The sequence below is a fragment of the Paraburkholderia sp. RL17-380-BIE-A genome, from assembly GCF_046028085.1.
Taxonomy (GTDB): Bacteria; Pseudomonadota; Gammaproteobacteria; order Burkholderiales; family Burkholderiaceae; genus Paraburkholderia.
Genome location: NZ_JARESQ010000006.1, coordinates 399779 through 417629 on the forward strand (window position 1 = coordinate 399779; position 17851 = coordinate 417629).

Here is a 17851-nt window from a genome sequence, read left to right on the forward strand (position 1 = left end):
TCATGCGTGAGGCGAGCCTGGATCGACCTCGAACGACAACACGCGGTTCAGACCAGCCTGCGTCCACTTTCCGTATCGAACAGGTGAATATGTTCGGCCGGCAGGCGTAGCGCAACGCGCTCGCCGGGCTCGACTTTCGAGCGCTGACGAGTCGTCACGCACCACGTGCTACCGCCTATTTTCCCGTACAAGTGCGTTTCCGCGCCAGTCGGCTCGACCACTTCGACTTCCATCGTTGCGTCGGGTGCCGGCGCCATCGTCTCGATGTGTTCGGGCCGCACGCCGAGCGTGACCTTCGCGCCGAGCACGGCCGAAGCGGGCGTGCCCTCCAGCACGATCTCGCCGCCGTCCGTGAGTTTCAGCGCGAGACCCTGGCCTTGCGTGCGGTTCGCGATCACACCTTCGGCAAAATTCATCGACGGCGAACCGAGAAAGCTCGCCACGAACAGATTCGCCGGATGATCGTATAGCTCCAGCGGACGGCCGATCTGCTCGATACGCCCCGCGTTCATCACGACGATGCGGTCCGCCATCGTCATCGCTTCGATCTGGTCGTGCGTGACGTAGATCACCGTATTCTTCAGCCGTTGATGCAGCGCCTTGATTTCCGTGCGCATCTGCACGCGCAGCTTGGCGTCGAGATTGGACAGCGGCTCGTCGAACAGAAACAGCGACGGCTCACGCACCACGGCGCGGCCCATTGCCACGCGTTGCCGCTGGCCGCCCGACAGCGCGCGCGGCAAACGGTCCAGATAACTGCCGAGGTTCAGCATTTTTGCAACGGCCTCGATCCGCGGCTTGAAGCTCGCCGCCGACTCCTTGCGAATCCGCGGCCCGAACGCGATGTTTTCGTAGACGGACAGATGCGGATATAGCGCGTAGCTCTGAAACACCATCGAGATATTGCGCTGCTGCGGCGCAAGGCTGTTCGCGCGCGTGCCGCCGATCATCAGATCGCCGCCGCTGATCTCTTCGAGTCCCGCCACCATGCGCATCAACGTGCTCTTGCCGCAGCCCGACGGCCCGACCAGCACGACGAACTCGCCGTCGTCGATGTCCAGATCGATGCCGTGCACCACCTGCGTGTCGCCGTAGCGTTTGAAGATGCCGCTCAGTTGCACTGCTGCCATGCTGTCCTCATCGTCTTCTTTCGTTGACTCGAATTCACGCCGCCCGCATGTTGCTTCAGGCGGTTCACGGTGATTTCACAGTGATTCGAGCGTCAGTTCTTCCGCCATCAGACGGTTGCCGGCCATCAGGCCGCCGTCCACCGGCAACGCGACGCCGGTAATCACGCGCGCCATCGGCGAGGCGAGAAACAGCACCGCGTCGGCAATGTCGTCGGGCGTCGCGAAGTCACGCAACGGGTACCACTTTTTCAGATCCTCGAAGACCTGCGGATTCTTGTCGACGCGCGCCTGCCACGCCTGCGTCTTCACCGTGCCCGGACACACGATGTTGGCGCGAATACCGTAACGGCCGAGTTCGAGCGCAAGCGCCTTCGTATAGCTGATGAGCCCGGCCTTCGCCGCGCTGTAAGCCGGATGACCGAGCGCGGCCATGCCGTTCACCGAACCGATCAGTACCAGCGCGCCGCGCTGCCGCTCGATCATCGACGCACGCACGGCTTCGACCGTGTGATACGTGCCGTTCAGATTCAGATGGATGTCGCGCTGCCAGCTCGCAACGTCCGTCGTGGCAAGCGTCAGACCTTGTGCCGCGCCCGCGTTGGCGACCAGCACGTCCACCGGACCCCGCACCTTGACCGCGGCGGCCACCGCCTGCTGCACTGCGGCGGCCTCGCCGAGGTCGACCGCAATCGGCGTGACATGCGCCTCGCCGAGTTGTGCGGTCAACGCGCCGAGCGCGGCGGCGTCGATGTCGAGCGCCAGCACCGTATCGCCCTGTTCCACGAAGCGTTTGCACAACACGCTGCCGATGCCGCCGCAAGCGCCCGTTACCAACACCACACGATTCATTGTCCGCCTCGCTCTTCAATCGCACCGCCAGGCCTGGATTAGCCTGTAAATTTCTTACAAGCCCGGCTTTACGCGATCGTCTAGTCATCCCGAAGATTGGGTATCCATGACATCACGCCATGCAGAATATCCCTGCTTTACAGCATCTTATGCACAAAACCGGCTCGGAAAAAATATGGCAGACCCTACGTGACAAGCCATTTTTCGTCATGTAGGATTTTTTCAAACAATTTAACCCAAAGCGGCCGGCGACGGCAGCCAACCACCCCACCATCGTTGGATGGGACCGGAGTCAGCGCCAGCGCGCTCACTCCGCTCGACACAGGAGAGAGAAATGTCGTTGCATGCCCGTGCTTCCCTCGCGCTCGGCAAAGTTGCCGTGGCGCTCGCGTTCGCAGGTATCGCCGTCGCGGCTCACGCCGACACGGTCCGCGTGACCGTCGCCCACTACAGCGACGCGACCGCGCCGTACTTCGAAAAAATGGCCCGCAACTTCGAGAAGGCCAATCCCGGCACGACCATCAAGATCGAAGACGTGAACTGGGACACGCTGCAACAGAAGCTGCAAACAGACATTTCCGGCAACGCCAACGCCGACCTCGCGATCGTCGGCACGCGCTGGCTGCTCGACTTCGTGAAGGACGACGTCGCGGAACCGCTCGACGGCTACATGGATGCGAGCTTCAAGGGCCGCTTCATCGGTCCGTTCCTCGCACCGGGTGAAATCAATGGCAAGGTCTACGGCCTGCCGATCGCCGCTTCGGCGCGCGCGCTGTACTACAACAAGGACCTGCTCGCGAAGGTCGGCTATCCGGACGGCCCGAAGACCTGGAACGACGTGATCGAAGCGTCGAAGAAACTGAAGGCGCAAGGCATTGCCGGATTCGGCTTGCAAGGCAAGGAAATCGAAACGGACGTCTACTATTACTATGCCCTGTGGACCAATGGCGGCGACGTGGTCGGCAAGGACAACAAGGCGGCGTTCAATTCGGCGGCCGGCATCAAGGCGGCCACGCTGTACAAGTCGATGATCGATCAAGGTCTGACGCAACCGGGTGTGACCGGCTATAGCCGCGAAGACGTGCAGAACCTCTTCAAGCAGGGCCGCGTTGCGATGGTAATTTCGGCGCCGTTCCTGTCGAAACAGATCAAGAAGGAAGCCCCGAATCTGAAGTACGGCATCGATCCGATTCCGATGGGCACGACGCACGCTACGTACGCCGTCACCGACTCGATCGTGATGTTCAAGAACTCGAAGGTGAAGAAGTCGGCGTGGAAGTTCCTCGACTATCTGTTCACGAAGGAACCGCGCGTGGAGTTCACCACGACCGAGGGCTTCCTGCCGACCACCAAGGCTGAATCGACGGATCCGGCGTTCAACGATCCGGACACGAAGGCCTTCGTCGCCTTGCTGCCGACGGCCCGCTTCGCACCCACGGTGACGGGTTGGGAAGACACCGCGAAGGCCGTGACCGACGCAATGCAGTCTATTTACCTGGGCAAGGCGAAGCCGGCTGACGCATTGAACGCGGCGGCCACGCAGGCGAACAAGTCGCTCGGCCATTGATTCCGTAGCGATCCGGTACTGATCTTGCACTGATCTCGTCTTGATCTGCTGAACACGGAACGCGCGCCGCCACCGGGAAGGCGCTGCGCGTTCCGGCCACCACGCACTATCCGGCCCATCCCGTCGCGCCTGCTTATTCCCGCGGACGCGTCTTACGATCGAGCACGCATGAGCCGTTCCGCTTCTACGCGCCTGCAAGCGCCCTGGTTGCTGATAGCGCCGAGTCTGATATTGGCGCTTTTCATCATCAGCTATCCGATCTTCAACATCGTGTGGCAATCGCTTCACGAGGTCTCGCGCTTCGGCGCCATTCGCGATTTCACCGGTCTGCAGAATTTCTATACGATCTTCGGCGACCCTGCGTTTCTTGCCGCCGCCAAACGAACCCTCGTCTGGACCGTATGCGTGGTCGGTGGCACGGTGCTGATCTCGGTGCCGGTCGCACTGGTGCTGAATCAGGATTTCTATGGACGCGGCGTGGCGCGCACGATTGTGATGCTGCCGTGGTCCGTCTCGCTGACCATGACCGCCGTGGTCTGGCGCTGGGCTTTCAACGACGACTACGGCATGGTCAACGTCACGCTGCAAAGGCTGGGATTGATCAGCGGTCCGATTCATTGGCTGGCTACACCGGAACTCGCGTTTCCTGTCGAAATCGCGGTCGGCATACTGGTCTCGATCCCGTTTACGGTGACGATTCTGCTCGGCGGATTGTCGTCCGTGCCAGGCGATATTTATGAAGCCGCGCGCATGGACGGCGCGAGCGCCTGGCAGCAGTTTCGCAAACTCACCATGCCGCTGTTGCGGCCGTTCATCAACATGACGATTCTGTTGAATGTGATTTACGTGTTCAACTCTTTTCCGATCATCTGGGTGATGACGCAGGGCGGCCCCGACAACAGCACGCACATTCTCGTCACCTATCTCTACGAGCTTGGCTTCCGGCTCGGGCGTCCTGGCGAAGCGGCAGCCGTGTCGCTGATCATGCTCGTCATGCTGTTCGTATTCTCGATCGCCTATCTGCGCCTGCAGCCCGCGAAAGAAGGAGATCCGTCATGAGTCTGAGCGTCAAGATGAAGCGTTCGCTGTGGTGCTGGCTCGCGCTGTCGCCACTGGTCGTGATCGTGCTGTTTCCATTTGCCGTCATGCTGTTCACCGCGTTGAAGCCGGCTTCCGAGATTTTTGTCTATCCGGCGCGGTGGCTGCCGGTGCATTGGCAGTGGAGCAATTTCTCCGACATGTGGGTGGCAGCCAATTTCGGCGTGGCGCTGCGCAACAGCACGGTGATCAGTTTGCTGTCGACCGCGCTTGCGCTGGCTGTCAGTCTGCCGGCGGCTTATGCATTGGCGAGGTTTCCGTTTCGGGGCCGCGGGTTCTATCGCCAGTTTCTGCTCGTCACGCAGATGCTGTCGCCTATCCTGCTCGTGGTCGGCCTGTTCCGGCTCGCCGCGATGATTCCTTATGGCGATGGAAACCTGGTCGACTCCAAGATCGGCGTGATCGTTTCTTACGCAGCCTTCAATATCGCGTTTGCCGTGTGGATGCTGTCTTCGTATTTCCAGACGGTGCCGCGTGATCTGGAAGAGTCGGCATGGCTCGAAGGGTGCGGACGGACCAAGGCGGTCTTCAAGGTATTCTTGCCGCTGGCCGTGCCTGCGATCGTCGTCACCGCGATCTTCACGTTCATCAATGCATGGAACGAATTTGCGGTCGTTTATACGTTGATCCGCTCACCCGAGAACAAGACGCTGACCGTGCAGGTGACCGACATGGTCGCGGGGAAATACGTCGTACAGTGGCATCTCGTGATGGCCGCCACGCTCTGCGCGACACTGCCGGTTTCGGTTGTGTTCGCGTGGCTACAACGGTATCTGGTGAAGGGACTTGCGTTGGGTGCGGTGAAGTAGAGTTTGCGGGTAAGCGCGGCAGGTGGCGGCCTGCCCGCGCATTCATCATGCCGCGTTGCCGCCCGGCCGGGGCGTGCGCCGTATGAGCGGCGCCCCATCCTCGTTGTTACTCGGCGCCGCGCACAATGCGCAGATCGCGCTCCACGCCGTCGCCCAACGCCTCCAGCGCTTTCTTGTAGGGCTCGCTGTCATAGGCGGCGACAGCCGCTTCGTAGGTCGGAAATTCGATCACGACCGTACGCTCCTTCAAACCCTGCTCACGTGCCTCGTCCGCCACGCCGCGCACGATGAACTTGCCGCCGGCAGCCGCCACGGCGGGCGCAGCGAGCTGTGCATACGCGGCCAGCTTGGCCGCATCTTTCGTCGCGCGATAAGACGTCACCCAATATCCCTTGCTCATTTGAAACTCCTTTCAACGTTGGAAAAGCAGTTGTTGCCGTAGACGACGGATTATGACGTTTATCGGCATCCCTGTTGCTCGCGTGGTCAATCGCTCTCGCCGCGGTGGTGAATTGTAAGTCCCCGGCTCGCACCCCGTCACGAGTGCGCTCCTGCAAATACCCGCGATTCGGGTTACGCTGTTCGCGGCTGTCGCCCTCGCATCAGGCCGGCCACGCACTAGATCATCTCCATCAGGAACACCGCAATGACACAAGCGCTCACCATCGATTTTGTCTCCGATATCGCATGCCCGTGGTGCGCGATCGGCCTCTCCTCGCTCCAGCGTGCGATTTCGCGCCTTGGCGACGCGGTCGACGCTCGCATCGTCGTGCATCCGTTCGAGTTGAATCCGCACATGGGGCCGGACGGCGAGAATATTGTCGACTACCTCGGCAAGAAGTATGGGCGCACGCCGGAGCAGATCGAGGAAACGCAGGCGGCGATCCGCGAGCGCGGTGCGAGCGTGGGTTTCGAATTCGGCCCGCGCAAACACGTCTACAACACCTTCGACGCGCACCGTCTGCTGCATTGGGCCGGCATCAAGGGCGAGCAGTTGCCGCTCAAACTGGCGCTGCTGCGCGCTTACCACTCCGAAGGCAAGGACACGAGCGACCACGAAGTGCTGATCGAAGCGGCGCAATCCGTAGGACTCGACGCCACGGAGGCCCGTGACGTATTGCAAAACGGAACGTACGCAGCCGAAGTTCGAGCGGAGGAGCGGAACAACGAGGCGATGGGCATCCAGTCGGTGCCGGCCGTTATCTTCAATCGCCGCTATCTGGTGAGCGGCGGACAACCCGTGGAAACTTTCGAGCAGGCCATCCAGCAGATTCTGGCCGAAGCGAAGAACGAGGACTCACAGGACGCGTCGCGCTGAACCTTGTCCATGCGGTGCAACGCTGCGTGGGAGATGGGAGATGGGAGATGGGAGATGGGACGATTGCGCGGCTGACCCGGACCGCTCCGATCGACCGAAGGCCTTGAGCATCGCGCCTGAAGGATGACGTATGCCCGGCGGATGCCAGGCATACGCATTCATCAATCACTCGATCCGAAGCTGCTTAGAACGCGTGACGCATACCGACAGTGACCGCCACCTGCGTGTTGGTCGCCGACGGCGACAACGTGTTGATCATGGCATGCGACAGGACGGAGTCCGCCGGTGCGCCGTGCACGTTCTGATAGACGCCTTCCAGATAGAAGTCCGTGCGCTTGCTGATCGCGTAGTCCGTTTGCAGCATGGCCGTGTTCCATCCCGGCGACGAACCGTTATATGCGCCATGCGTGTACGTATAGGCACCCGATACGGTCACCGCCGGCGTGAGCGCGTACTTTGCGTTCACTTCGTAGTTGTCGAGGCGCAGTGAACCGTTCAGCGATCCGACAGACGTGTCGCCCGCACCGAGGTAGCTGCCCGTGCCGAACGAGAACACGCCCGCTGCGTTGTCGATCTGAGAATGGCTCCACACCAGCCCGACGGTAGCCGGCCCGAATGTGTAATTGCCACCTAGCGACCAGATACGCTGGCGTTCCGCGAGGAAGTTCGCGCTCGTATCGCCCGACGTGACCGCGCCACTGCCGTTGCCCGCGTTGTTCAGTTGCAGGTAGCCCGCAGCGAGATTGATCGGACCTTGCGCATAGGAAACGCCGAATCCATATGAACGGTTATTGCCGAAGTCGCCCGCCTTGTTGCTGAACGAATACATCGTTTCGAACGTAATGCCGCGGTAGGTCGGGCTCGCGTACTTCACCGAGTTGTTGATCACGACGGAATTCGCAGCGAGGTTGTCGTTTTCGAACGGATGCGCAGCCATGTTACCGCCCCACGTATTGAACTCCGCCGTGAGCGGTCCGACGAGGTCGTTCATCACGTCGAACTGGCGGCCGAACGTCAACGTGCCGTAAGGATCGCTTTGCAGGCCGACCCATGCCTGGGAGCCGAAGCCATCACCGGAGAATGCCTGGGCGCCGTTGTTCAGCAGGAAGCCTTGCTCGAGTTTGAAGATCGCGTGCAAGCCGCCACCCAGATCCTCCGAGCCCTTGAGGCCGAAAACCGTATTCTGAGTTGAACTGCTCACTTCCTGCCAATTACTGTGTCCAAGCTGATTGTTCGTGTAAACCAATCCAGCATCGATAAGGCCGTAGAGAGTCACGCTGCTTTGCGCATGCGCCGACATTGTAAATGCGCCAAAGAGCGCGACCGCGAGTAAAGACTTTTTCATACTTGTTGGCTCCGTGATCGTGATCAAGCAGTCATTGAGGGTATCAATTGCTCTTTCCGCCAGCGCCATGACCGTGCATGCAGTACGTTTCTACAACCGTTATTGCGCAAACTGCGAGAAGCATGAGGTGTTGTTTGATTTTTATTGCGCGCAACGAAATTCAAATGGTTTTGCCATCGTGCGCGCTGATTGATTACCGGGTTTTCGAATCGCTCAGTGAATGCGTACCAGCCACTGCGGCGGAAAAACGAGCAGTCCAATCATAGGGCGATGAAAATAAACGGCGCGTCAAAAAAATAAACGGCGTGGCGTGAAAGGAACAACGAGGGGGCGAAGCTTAACGTTTTCCGGCGCGATCCGGGAGTCGGCGAAGCGGGATTTTTGCGGTGCGCCTGCTGACGCAGGCATCGGCCTTATGGCTTTTTGAAAGCGCTGTATAGCGTCTTTGCGAGCGCACTCAACTCGCCGCCGCCCTCGCGAAGCGCCGCGATCTGCGCGCCGCTCTCCAACGTCTGCTCGGCCCTGTGGGTCCGATCGCGCGCAACAGCTTCCAGAATGGCCTGCGGCAGCGCAGCCAGTTGATCGACCACCTTGAAATCACCCAACCCGGTGAGCATCGGGTTATCGGACCCGCTGAGCATGGTCCGTGCGTCAGCTTTGAATAAAACAAGCGGCTTGTCCGCGTGCCACGCAAGCGACGCTTCGACAACCGTGCCCTCGTCGGCGACCCGGCCGTTGAGATTGGCCACGACCGCATCGCAACGCGTAAGCAATTGATACGTATCCAGATTGAAGATCGCGCGGTCGAGCATGTGCGCGGCTTCTTCGACCGAGGCGCCGAGTTTCTCGAGTTCCGGCTTGAGCTTCGCGAACTCCAGCCCGTCGCGATGCGGCAGAAACGTCGACAATCCCGCAGCCTCCAGCGTGGCGGCAATCGAATCCATTTCGGATCGCTCGGCTGCGTTGAACAGCGGCCCTGCGCAATACACTCGTAGCATCGTTTTTATGTTCCGTGAGGATGGGGAAATCGTGAAGTGTTCCCGCAGCGAGCGTGCCGGCAGTCGACTGCGAAGAGCCTTTACGATAACGGCGCACGAACCAATGTCAATGCAGAGTGTGTCACGTGTTGCGCGAAGCAATCAGCGAGCGGGCAGGCAGTTTGCCTGCGAGCCCACTCGCCCGTTCGCGCGTCATTCAGTCGTCGTGCCGATGCTTGTGATGATGCTTGCGCGACCGGTAGCCGCGGGAATAGTCGTCCGCGTACGAGTTGGAGCGCGACATGTTGCCGCCGAGCGCCGACCCGGCGCCGCCGCCCAGCGCTGCGCCGACGAGACCGCCGCTGCGACCGCCCATTGCATTGCCCGCCGCGGTGCCCGCACCGCCGCCCAGCGCGCCGCCGATGATCGCGCCCGTGCGCTCCCTGCGGTTCGACGTCACCGCGCCGCCCGCGCCGCCGCCGACTGCTCCGCCGAGCACGGCGCCCGTGCTGCCGCCTAACGCACCGCCCACTGCTGCGCCGGCCACGCCGCCGAGCGCGCCGCCAAGCGCGTTATTCATATCGCCGGCCAGCGCCGACAACGATGCCGAAGCGGTGAGCGCTGCGACGGCAACCATCCGGAGGATTCTCTTCGACATAAAAAGCCCTTTCATTGTTTGGACGGCGCCGAGTATAACTGCGCTTTTGAAAGGCTTTTGTAACTACGTCGCTTCACATCCGTAAGACGTGTAACAAAATCATCCGGAAAGGTCGAGGAGGCGTGTATCGTGCGGCGCGCGCGAGGTCATGCCGGCGAGCCCCGCGTGTTCGAACCTTATCTGCGTCGCGTCTTCTTCAACTCGATCGTCTCGAACAACTCGTAGTTCTGCGTCGGAGTCTGATCTGCGCCAGGCGCGTGATAGTAGTTCATCGTAATCGTGGTCTCGCCGCCGGGATGCCCGGGATCATGATCGAACACTGCAATGCCATAACCGGTGCCGGTATCGCGTTGCGCCGACCAGATCGCGTCTTCCACTGCGTCCGCGCCCGCACGCACGAACGTCCCGGACGTGGTGCGGGCAACCGGGCGGTTGGGCCGCGTGAAAATACGCGCCTGGGGCAGCCCCGTGCCGGCATCCACGCCATAGACATCCAGCGGCGCGCTCGTGCCGCCGCCGCCGAGAATCAGGTGAATCGTGCCGTGACTCGTATCGAACGTCGACGCGCCCGCGGACACGGCCGACATCACCGGTTTCGGCTGCAGCGTATCGACCGGCTGGCCCGTCGCGATGTCGGTGCCTTTGTGGTGATTGCAGCCGCGTACCGGGTAACTGCGTTCGTAGTCGTGATCGTGCCCGCACAGCACCAGGTCGACGCCATAGCGGTCGAACAGCGGCAACCAGGCTTCTCGGATGCCTTTATCGGAACCGTTGCCGGTCTTCGATGAACTCAGCGCGTCCTGATGCATCTGGACGACGATCCAGTCGACTTCGTCGTCTTCAGCCGCACGGCGCAACGTCCTTTCGAGCCAACGCGTCTGCTCGCCCGCGCTATATCCACGCACATAGAGCGACGTGCCGGGTTGGATCGGCGGATTGCCGGTGCTCGCAACGGGCACGAGAGGATCCGGGCCGGCGACGAAGGCCGCTGCGTCCTGATACACGACGTCGTCCGCATCGAGCGAAATGAAGAGCACGGAACTCACGCGAAAGCTGTACCAGCGGCCCTGAAAGCGCGTGTGATTGTCCGGCAGCTTATAGCGTGCGAGATACGAGGCGAGGCCCTGCTCACCGTTATTGAATTCGAGTTCGTGGTTGCCCGGACACGGCATCCACGGCCGGTTCGACGCCGACGTCTGGCAGTTGTTGCCGAAGTCGCGCCATACCTCCGGCTGGTGCGCCGGATTCAGATTGGCGTAACACAGGTCGCCGTTGAGCAGATGGAACAGAGGCTCAAAGCGCTCGACTGCCTGCACCGCGAAACGGCTTTGCGGCGACGACAACACCCAGCCGGTGTTCGGCGTCGCGAGATCGCCATAGCTGGTCCAGCGAAACGGCGCACGGCCGCGCGGCGCAGTGCGAAAGCTCGCCGTGAAAGACTGAGCCGCATGGCTGTCGTTCTCCGCGCTCACCTGGTATTCATAGCTCGTAGCGGGCTTCAGATCGCGCAGATGCGCGTGATACGTGAACACGACCTCGCCGTTCAGGCCATCCGTATAAGTGGTCTGGACGCCATGCACCGTATGTTTCTCCGCACCCGCGACGCCTACACGGACTTGCGGGTTCACCGCGGGTGCAAGCGACGCCCAGGAGACCGTGACCTCACCGGCCGGATCGTTACCCCAGGTCAGGTGGATCTGCTCCGGTGTGCCGTCAGGCGCGCTGTTCGCCGCGCGCGCCGCTGATGAAAGCGTGCCCGCCGCCGTAGCGAGACTGGACGCACCGGCCAACTTCAGGAACCCGCGGCGCGAGACGATGGAAGCACCCTGATCGGTCGGCGAAGTCTTTACGATTTTTCTGTTCGACATGTCTGGTGTTTTTTTGCGGAGGTGGAAGGATGCCGGCGCATGAGCCTGGCGACAGCCATCCTAGGCGCGGGGCGATGACACCCGGATGAAACCGCCCAAAGCGGACAGTTCCATGCGTCCACTCCGCATTGCCATTCAGATAATTGACAGCTTGGTCGATCGATAAAGATCTTTGATTGATTTTAAAGCTGCTAATGGTAGAACGCTCGACTACCAGCGGGTGCCAACGTGCACAACGTAATGGGGTATTTAGCGGCGCTCGGCGAAGCGTGCAGAGAATTCTCCGGCGCATGCATTCCGTCGCGGATCATGCAGCCGGCAGCAGACTTCCGCTCACGTCTGCGGATTCGTGTCGTCTGTGGGTTGGGCGTTGTCGGCAACGTCCTGCTGGTCGTCGTCTTTCTTTTCCAACATTGATTCCAGCTTACCGGCACCTTCGAAACCGGCAACAGCGGCAATGCCTTTCGTAAGCAAACCCGCTCCCGGATCCACTTTTTCCGCCGCTTCAACGGCGGCGATCGCCCCCGCAATCTTTCCTACTTCGTCCAAGAGTCCCATGTCGCTCTCCTTAAGAAAAAGTGAGCATGCATCGTCTCACGAACTCAACGTGCTGTCGTCAAATGTAAAATCGAAAATGACGATTAGCTGACGCTGCGCGGAGGCGCGGCGGACTTCAGGTTCGGCAAGCGCTAGCGCCTTGGCGGTTGCGGATTATTGGCAGGATTGGTATCGAACCTTGAGACGCGCTGAACTCCATCTTCGCTGACCAATCCCAATAGTTCGTTCTCCATGATATCCGTGACATCCTTGCCGTAAACTTCGCCGCCGTTCACATAGACGGTAAACGAGCGCAAGTACCTGGCTTGCTTCTCCGGATTCTCGATCGTCTCGAGAGTCCACTGATAGAGCGGATAATTTTCCGTACCCTGCTGTTGCGCTTCGCGCACGTAGTCGGCGAATGCGTCGAACTGGCATTCCAACGTCGCGTCATGCCTGAGCAGCACGTCACGAAGCGCGCTATGCGATGCACTCGCCGGGTCAGCACGCAATGCGTCGGCCAGTTCTGGCGAAACGGTAAGCCGCAGTTGGTATTGCAAGGTGGGCTCCATATCGGCCTCCGTGCCGGAATTGATAAGCGCTCATTGCTTCGCGGAATGCGCGGCAGCCTTTTCTTCGATCCGCGCGATCTCGTGCCCCTGCACGGGCCGGCCAAGCAGAAAACCCTGAGCATGCGTGCATCCGCACACGCGCACGAAATCCAGCTGTTCTTGCGTCTCGATGCCCTCGGCCGTGGTCGGCATGCCGATCTCCCGCGCCAATGCCACGATCCCACGCACCACCGCAGCCGATTCGCGGCGATGCACGGACTCCTTGACGAAAGAGCTGTCGATCTTGAGCTTGTCGAACGAAAAACGCACAAGAGTCGACATGGTCGAAAAGCCGGTGCCGAAATCGTCCAGCGCAAGACCAATGCCTAATGCCTGCAGCCTCGCGATATTACGCCGGGTCACGACATCGTCGTTCAAGAGTACCGTTTCCGTGACCTCGATATTCAGGCGCTGCGGCGGCAGTCTGGTCTTGCGCAGAATCCCCGCGACGGTCGACGCAAACGACTCCTCCCTCAATTGCACCGGTGAAACGTTCACGGCGACGGTGACCTTGTCGCGCCAGGTCACCGCTTCCTTGCACGATTGCAGCAAAGCCCACTGTCCCAACGCCAGAATAAGCCCCGTACGTTCGGCAGTGGGAATGAATGAGGACGGCGGGAGTTCGCCGCGAGTCGGGTGGGTCCAGCGCATCAGCGCCTCGCGTCCTGACACCGCACCGCTGCTGAGATCGACGATGGGCTGATACTCCATGCGCAAGCCGCTGAACGAATGCAGCGCGCCTTCCAGGTCGCTGCGCAGAAGGCTCAGGCTTTCATCCGATGCGTGCTTGCCCGCATCGAAAATGGCGTACGCACTCTTGCCGCTGCGTTTCACGGCATACAACGCGCGATCGGCGCAAATCAGCAATTGCGGGCCGGTTCTCGCGTGCTCGGGATAGAGCGAGATCCCCACGCTCGCGCCGATATGCACCAGCGCCTCGCGCAGCGCGAATGGGCGCGCCAGGGTCTTGACGATGCGGTCCGCCAGAATCCGGACGTCGCGGGCCTGCCCGCCACCATCGGAAAACGCCACGAACTCGTCGCCGGCCAGTCGTCCAACGAGCTCGCCGCCGGGCAACACTTCGCGCAAGCGAATCGCCGCTTCCTGAAGGATCTGGTCGCCGGCGGCATGGCCAAGACTGTCGTTGATCGCCTTGAATCCGTCGAGATCGATCAGTAGAACAGCGAACGATTGGCCTTTGCCCAACGCTCCTCTCTCTGTGCGCTCAAGCAGCAGCTCACTGATACGCGTGCGATTGGGTAAGCCCGTCAGGCTGTCGTGATGGGCGAGCCGATGGCTGCTTTCCCGTGCGAGGAGTAACGCGACCGTATCGCGATTGCTGCGCAGCGCGACCGTGAAGAAGCCTGCGGCGCAAAAGGGCGCCTGAAACAGCAACACCAGTTTGCCGGAACCAGGAGACAGCGCCGCGCCGAGAGCAAGCGGCGCCAGAATGCACGTAATCTGCAGCATGACGAGCCGGGGCGTACCGGCATTGCGTCCGGCCAATCCGCCAATCACGCCCACCGCGCAAACGTTGCCGAGCAGGAAAAGTGTTTGATCTCCGCTGATATTGCAAAGCAACGCGCCGAAACCGAACAGCATGCTCCAGAGCAGGCTCGCGAACAGAAACGCGGATGTCGGTGTTGGCCGCCCCTTGGCGCTACGCGAGGAGCACAACCAGATCAACGCGAGCCGTGCGATCAGCAATGCGACAACAGCGGCGCCCCAGCCTGCGTAGAGGGGTCTGGGATGAAGAAAGTATGCGGTCGCGCAGACGCTGATTTCACAAACGGACGCAAACACAATCGACGAGGTTCGCGTGAACAGATTCGCAAGCAATATCTGCCGATTGTCTGCGCTCAGGTTCTGAGCGGAAGAGACGACCCACTCGAAAAATGGCGACCTTGGTTCGCTGAAAGCCATGACCTACGCATTTTTGTTGGTGGATGGGCCGAAAACGGCTTGTATGGCAATTATTACGTAACCATAAAGTAGCAGGTTTATTCGACTGAGGAAATGGCCACGGTCGCCGGGAAGAAGAAAAAACGACGCAATAGCGCGGCTTCTTGACTGCGATTCAGCGCGCGCTCACGGCATGCGCTTTAGCCGCACGCTGCGCAAGAGCGATGAAGCCCGGCATTCACGGTATCGTCCAAGGCCTTCTGGACGGATCGAGTATCGATGTACGATGCCGTATAGTGGATGCACCGCTGATCTCCAGCGGACTGCCCGGACATTGGCACGATGGGGGACCACAATGACAGTCGCAAATACATCGATGCACGTCTCTCACGAACCCGTGCCGGAGTCGCTGCAGACCTTGGTCGAATATCTCGAGCTTTCCCTCGACAAGGCGGCGAGCGTGGTCATGACGCGCCATACGAACGACGCTTGCACCATCTACCTCGGCGACCCGGCCGGCCTGCTCGAGGAAATGAAGAAGGTCGGCACGATCTCCATCCCGCTCGCCAATGACATGCTGGAGCTGACCCGCTCGGGCATCAACGAGATGGAAATTGGCGGCCAGGCCTATCGTTTTGTCCGCACTTTCACGCAGGTGGAGAACGCCGCGGCGGTCGTTTTCTCCGCGGCTTAGGCGGTAACGCGCGGGGCGGCGGCTTCGTGTGGGGAAGCCGTCTGCACGCTCCGGGCGGGGGTGTCGAGAGAACGGCCGCGGCGCCGGGTTACGACATCGTCCGGTGCGTGGTTGGCGGCATGGCGATCCGCCGCGTTATACTCCGTTCATGGATACGAAGCCGATCACGTTGAGTTGTTGGTGGCGCGCCTGACTTAGGCGGCCCGTTTCCACTCGTCCATCGAAACGTGATGCCGCCAGTCCTGGCGGCATTTTCGTTTCTGCGCGCTGACGGCTGGTGGTATCGACAAAACGCAGAACCCAGACCATGACAGACGCAAACCAGACGACGAACCCGCCCATTATTCTCACCGGCGACCGCACGACCGGTCCGCTTCACCTTGGCCATTACATCGGCTCGCTGCGCTCGCGCGTGCAGCTTCAGCACGAAGCGCAGCAATTCCTGCTGCTTGCCGATGCACAGGCCATGACCGACAACGTGGGCCGTCACCAGAAAGTCACGGAAAACGTGATCGAGGTGGCGCTCGATTACCTCGCCGTCGGCATCGACCCGGCCAAGTCGACCATCTTCATCCAGTCGCAGGTGCCGGAGCTGGCGGAATTGACCCAGTATCTGCTCAATCTCGTGACGGTCGCGCGCCTCGAACGCAATCCCACCATCAAGGCGGAAATCGTGCTGCGCGGTTTCGAGCGGGACATCCCCGCCGGCTTTCTGACGTATCCGGTGAGCCAGGCCGCGGACATCACGGCGTTCAAGGCGACGCGCGTGCCCGTGGGCGACGACCAGTTGCCGATGATCGAACAAACCAACGAACTGGTGCGCCGTTTCAACAACACGGTCGACAAACAGGTGCTGGTCGAATGCGAAGCGGTGCTCTCGCACGTCGCGCGGCTGCCTGGCATCGACGGCAAGGCGAAGATGAGCAAATCGCTGGGTAACGCCATTACGCTGGGCGCAACTCCCGACGAAATCACGAAGGCCGTGAACAACATGTACACGGACCCCAACCATTTGCGCGTGAGCGACCCGGGCCAGGTGGAAGGCAACGTGGTGTTCGCGTTCCTCGACGCGTTCGAGCCCGACGTACCCATGGTCGACGAACTGAAGGCGCACTATCGCCGCGGCGGCCTTGGCGACAGCGTGGTCAAGCGCGTGCTGAACGAACGTCTGCAATCGATGCTCGCCCCCATTCGCGAGCGCCGCCGCGAGTTCGAAACCGACCGTGCGGAGGTCCTCAACGTCCTGCGCCGCGGCACGCTGCGCGCACGGGAAGTGGCAGGCGCGACGGTGTCGGAGGTGAAGGGCGCGCTCGGCCTGAACTATTTCGAGAACTGAGCGCACGTGGCGGCAAGGCGCCCGGTAGCCGGGCGCTCCGCCTTGCCGGCCTACGGCTTGCCTTTCAGCGTGAACGGAGCCAGCAGCGACTGCACATCGATCTGCTGCCCTTGAAGCAGAAGCAGCCTGGCGTGAAGCACGGTGTTTTCGAGCACAAGCTTGGCGGTGCTGAGAAGATACAGCGCATGAATGTCGGACACCGACAGGTTGCCGGCTTCCACCTGATGGTGGCGCTCGACGAGAGAAGTCATGACAAGACGCCTGAGCTCCTGCTCTCCGAAAGGAAGATCGGCGTAGTCGATCGGGTCGTCGGCTTCAACCTCTCTCAGCATGTCAACAAGCGCTTCCGTGCTCACTTCCATGATTCGGCTCCCACGTTGTCGGTTAGGAACAGCATAGCCAAACTACGTCGCGCAACGCTCTCAGACTAACGGGTCTAATTGTGGGCGTCTAGTGTGACGGATTGGGTTATGCGGTTCGCGCAACGTTGGATGCGTACGGTATTCGCGAGAGGGGGCGAGGCTTGATGCCGCCGGCGGGATACCACGTAAGCATAGCCATAGCTTCAGGCCTCGTCGCTTTTGTCGGCTTTCGCCCGCTTAGTCGCAGGCGCTTTCTTCTTCAATTTGCTCTGGTTGTAATCAATCGCGGCACGGATGAGTTTTTTTAGAGTACGCGCCTCGACCTTGTCGCCCTCGAAGAAATCGATTGCCCGTCGTGCGTTGCCTTCGAGGCCTGCGTTGAAGAGCTTGTCGGGATCCGCGAGGCTCGCTCCGTTTGCAAACGTGAGTTTCACCTTGCCTTTGTGGGCGTTGGCGACCGCGATCATTCCGTCGCGGTACCACACGGGACTGCCCATCCACTTCCATTCCTCGACAATCTCCTCGTCGGTCTCAAGAATGATCTTGCGGATACTGGCGAATGTTTTTCCGCGCCAATCCGTTAGTTCTGCGATCAGCTGATCGATGCGTTCCGATGGATTCGCTGGATCTTTATTCATCGAATTCTGGTTCCGTTTCGTAGAGCCGCAATGCTTGGAGCGGCGGCATTGTCAGACGAGTCGGCGTGGTGACTACAACCGATTCTCGACGATTTCCCTTGCCGTGTCGAATAGAAAGCCGGGAAGGCACTCGCCGCACACGAACATCCCAA

At 60.8% G+C, this 17851-nt stretch carries 19 protein-coding genes; 7 read left to right on the forward strand and 12 right to left on the reverse strand.

The genetic code is table 11. The features are described 5' to 3' along the window. Window positions 1-47 precede the first annotated feature (47 nt). Window positions 48-1130: an ABC transporter ATP-binding protein gene (locus P0D68_RS13395; protein ID WP_408294309.1), complete on the reverse strand. Its 1083-nt coding sequence runs from the start codon at window positions 1128-1130 to the stop codon at window positions 48-50. Window positions 1131-1205: 75 nt separating this feature from the next. Then, window positions 1206-1979 carry an SDR family oxidoreductase gene (locus P0D68_RS13400; RefSeq protein ID WP_091806090.1) on the reverse strand — a complete coding sequence of 258 codons (774 nt, stop codon included), beginning with the start codon at window positions 1977-1979 and terminating at the stop codon, window positions 1206-1208. A gap of 334 nt (window positions 1980-2313) precedes the next feature. Between P0D68_RS13400 and P0D68_RS13405 the strand changes: the two genes are divergently transcribed. From P0D68_RS13405 to P0D68_RS13415, 3 genes are all read left to right on the forward strand, one after another. Continuing rightward, entirely contained in the window at window positions 2314-3546 is a 1233-nt protein-coding gene (locus P0D68_RS13405; RefSeq protein ID WP_091806088.1) for an ABC transporter substrate-binding protein, read from the forward strand. Between the two features lie 168 nt (window positions 3547-3714). Continuing rightward, window positions 3715-4605 (forward strand): carbohydrate ABC transporter permease, encoded by an 891-nt coding sequence (locus P0D68_RS13410; protein WP_091806086.1) that lies wholly within the window; start codon window positions 3715-3717, stop codon window positions 4603-4605. Next, window positions 4602-5453 (forward strand): carbohydrate ABC transporter permease, encoded by an 852-nt coding sequence (locus P0D68_RS13415; protein ID WP_408294312.1) that lies wholly within the window; start codon window positions 4602-4604, stop codon window positions 5451-5453. The genes P0D68_RS13410 and P0D68_RS13415 overlap by 4 nt, the downstream gene beginning before the upstream one ends. Window positions 5454-5559: 106 nt before the next feature. Here the strand turns inward: P0D68_RS13415 and P0D68_RS13420 are convergent, their stop codons facing one another. Then, on the reverse strand, window positions 5560-5853 hold the full coding sequence (locus tag P0D68_RS13420) for a DUF1330 domain-containing protein (protein ID WP_408294315.1): 294 nt from the start codon (window positions 5851-5853) through the stop codon (window positions 5560-5562). A 246-nt stretch (window positions 5854-6099) separates the two neighbouring features. Here P0D68_RS13420 and P0D68_RS13425 point away from each other — a divergent pair, with 246 nt between their 5' ends. Then, window positions 6100-6771, forward strand: a complete 672-nt coding sequence (locus P0D68_RS13425; protein WP_408294318.1) for a DsbA family oxidoreductase — start codon at window positions 6100-6102, stop codon at window positions 6769-6771. 184 nt (window positions 6772-6955) lie between these two features. On the opposite strand, the gene P0D68_RS13430 is transcribed toward P0D68_RS13425, so the two are convergent. Continuing rightward, complete coding sequence (locus tag P0D68_RS13430) at window positions 6956-8116, reverse strand: porin (RefSeq protein ID WP_408186327.1); 1161 nt, start codon at window positions 8114-8116, stop codon at window positions 6956-6958. A 13-nt stretch (window positions 8117-8129) separates the two neighbouring features. Here P0D68_RS13430 and P0D68_RS13435 point away from each other — a divergent pair, with 13 nt between their 5' ends. Further along, window positions 8130-8309 (forward strand): hypothetical protein, encoded by a 180-nt coding sequence (locus P0D68_RS13435; protein ID WP_408468513.1) that lies wholly within the window; start codon window positions 8130-8132, stop codon window positions 8307-8309. 220 nt (window positions 8310-8529) lie between these two features. Here the strand turns inward: P0D68_RS13435 and P0D68_RS13440 are convergent, their stop codons facing one another. The 6 genes from P0D68_RS13440 to P0D68_RS13465 form a co-directional block, all read right to left on the reverse strand. Further along, window positions 8530-9114 (reverse strand): nucleoside 2-deoxyribosyltransferase, encoded by a 585-nt coding sequence (locus P0D68_RS13440; RefSeq protein WP_408186325.1) that lies wholly within the window; start codon window positions 9112-9114, stop codon window positions 8530-8532. Window positions 9115-9310: 196 nt separating this feature from the next. Beyond that, window positions 9311-9751 carry a hypothetical protein gene (locus P0D68_RS13445; protein WP_091806073.1) on the reverse strand — a complete coding sequence of 147 codons (441 nt, stop codon included), beginning with the start codon at window positions 9749-9751 and terminating at the stop codon, window positions 9311-9313. A 176-nt stretch (window positions 9752-9927) separates the two neighbouring features. Next, complete coding sequence (locus P0D68_RS13450; RefSeq protein ID WP_408294323.1) at window positions 9928-11619, reverse strand: purple acid phosphatase family protein; 1692 nt, start codon at window positions 11617-11619, stop codon at window positions 9928-9930. A 333-nt stretch (window positions 11620-11952) separates the two neighbouring features. Beyond that, window positions 11953-12177, reverse strand: coding sequence for a hypothetical protein (locus P0D68_RS13455; protein WP_408294325.1), 225 nt, complete (start codon window positions 12175-12177; stop codon window positions 11953-11955). 131 nt (window positions 12178-12308) lie between these two features. Next, a complete protein-coding gene (locus tag P0D68_RS13460) occupies window positions 12309-12728 on the reverse strand; it encodes a hypothetical protein (protein WP_408294328.1) in 420 nt (139 codons plus the stop codon). 30 nt (window positions 12729-12758) lie between these two features. Beyond that, window positions 12759-14690, reverse strand: a complete 1932-nt coding sequence (locus tag P0D68_RS13465) for a putative bifunctional diguanylate cyclase/phosphodiesterase (RefSeq protein ID WP_408294331.1) — start codon at window positions 14688-14690, stop codon at window positions 12759-12761. A gap of 334 nt (window positions 14691-15024) precedes the next feature. Here P0D68_RS13465 and P0D68_RS13470 point away from each other — a divergent pair, with 334 nt between their 5' ends. Both P0D68_RS13470 and trpS read left to right on the forward strand, forming a co-directional pair. Then, window positions 15025-15363 carry a hypothetical protein gene (locus P0D68_RS13470; RefSeq protein WP_091806055.1) on the forward strand — a complete coding sequence of 113 codons (339 nt, stop codon included), beginning with the start codon at window positions 15025-15027 and terminating at the stop codon, window positions 15361-15363. Between the two features lie 307 nt (window positions 15364-15670). After that, window positions 15671-16699: a tryptophan--tRNA ligase gene (gene trpS, locus P0D68_RS13475; RefSeq protein WP_091806050.1), complete on the forward strand. Its 1029-nt coding sequence runs from the start codon at window positions 15671-15673 to the stop codon at window positions 16697-16699. 50 nt (window positions 16700-16749) lie between these two features. Here trpS and P0D68_RS13480 read toward each other — a convergent pair whose 3' ends face one another. After that, window positions 16750-17061, reverse strand: a complete 312-nt coding sequence (locus tag P0D68_RS13480; protein ID WP_091806046.1) for a hypothetical protein — start codon at window positions 17059-17061, stop codon at window positions 16750-16752. A 203-nt stretch (window positions 17062-17264) separates the two neighbouring features. Continuing rightward, a complete protein-coding gene (locus tag P0D68_RS13485) occupies window positions 17265-17699 on the reverse strand; it encodes a DUF1801 domain-containing protein (protein WP_408294337.1) in 435 nt (144 codons plus the stop codon). Between the last annotated feature and the right edge of the window lie 152 nt (window positions 17700-17851).

Coding starts and splice junctions, on each gene's coding strand:
- P0D68_RS13395 (WP_408294309.1), bottom strand. CDS start 1,130: ATGGCAGCAGTGCAACTGAGCGGCATCTTCAAACGCTACGGCGACACG.
- P0D68_RS13400 (WP_091806090.1), bottom strand. CDS start 1,979: ATGAATCGTGTGGTGTTGGTAACGGGCGCTTGCGGCGGCATCGGCAGC.
- P0D68_RS13405 (WP_091806088.1), top strand. CDS start 2,314: ATGTCGTTGCATGCCCGTGCTTCCCTCGCGCTCGGCAAAGTTGCCGTG.
- P0D68_RS13410 (WP_091806086.1), top strand. CDS start 3,715: ATGAGCCGTTCCGCTTCTACGCGCCTGCAAGCGCCCTGGTTGCTGATA.
- P0D68_RS13415 (WP_408294312.1), top strand. CDS start 4,602: ATGAGTCTGAGCGTCAAGATGAAGCGTTCGCTGTGGTGCTGGCTCGCG.
- P0D68_RS13420 (WP_408294315.1), bottom strand. CDS start 5,853: ATGAGCAAGGGATATTGGGTGACGTCTTATCGCGCGACGAAAGATGCG.
- P0D68_RS13425 (WP_408294318.1), top strand. CDS start 6,100: ATGACACAAGCGCTCACCATCGATTTTGTCTCCGATATCGCATGCCCG.
- P0D68_RS13430 (WP_408186327.1), bottom strand. CDS start 8,116: ATGAAAAAGTCTTTACTCGCGGTCGCGCTCTTTGGCGCATTTACAATG.
- P0D68_RS13440 (WP_408186325.1), bottom strand. CDS start 9,114: ATGCTACGAGTGTATTGCGCAGGGCCGCTGTTCAACGCAGCCGAGCGA.
- P0D68_RS13445 (WP_091806073.1), bottom strand. CDS start 9,751: ATGTCGAAGAGAATCCTCCGGATGGTTGCCGTCGCAGCGCTCACCGCT.
- P0D68_RS13450 (WP_408294323.1), bottom strand. CDS start 11,619: ATGTCGAACAGAAAAATCGTAAAGACTTCGCCGACCGATCAGGGTGCT.
- P0D68_RS13455 (WP_408294325.1), bottom strand. CDS start 12,177: ATGGGACTCTTGGACGAAGTAGGAAAGATTGCGGGGGCGATCGCCGCC.
- P0D68_RS13460 (WP_408294328.1), bottom strand. CDS start 12,728: ATGGAGCCCACCTTGCAATACCAACTGCGGCTTACCGTTTCGCCAGAA.
- P0D68_RS13465 (WP_408294331.1), bottom strand. CDS start 14,690: ATGGCTTTCAGCGAACCAAGGTCGCCATTTTTCGAGTGGGTCGTCTCT.
- P0D68_RS13470 (WP_091806055.1), top strand. CDS start 15,025: ATGACAGTCGCAAATACATCGATGCACGTCTCTCACGAACCCGTGCCG.
- trpS (WP_091806050.1), top strand. CDS start 15,671: ATGACAGACGCAAACCAGACGACGAACCCGCCCATTATTCTCACCGGC.
- P0D68_RS13480 (WP_091806046.1), bottom strand. CDS start 17,061: ATGGAAGTGAGCACGGAAGCGCTTGTTGACATGCTGAGAGAGGTTGAA.
- P0D68_RS13485 (WP_408294337.1), bottom strand. CDS start 17,699: ATGAATAAAGATCCAGCGAATCCATCGGAACGCATCGATCAGCTGATC.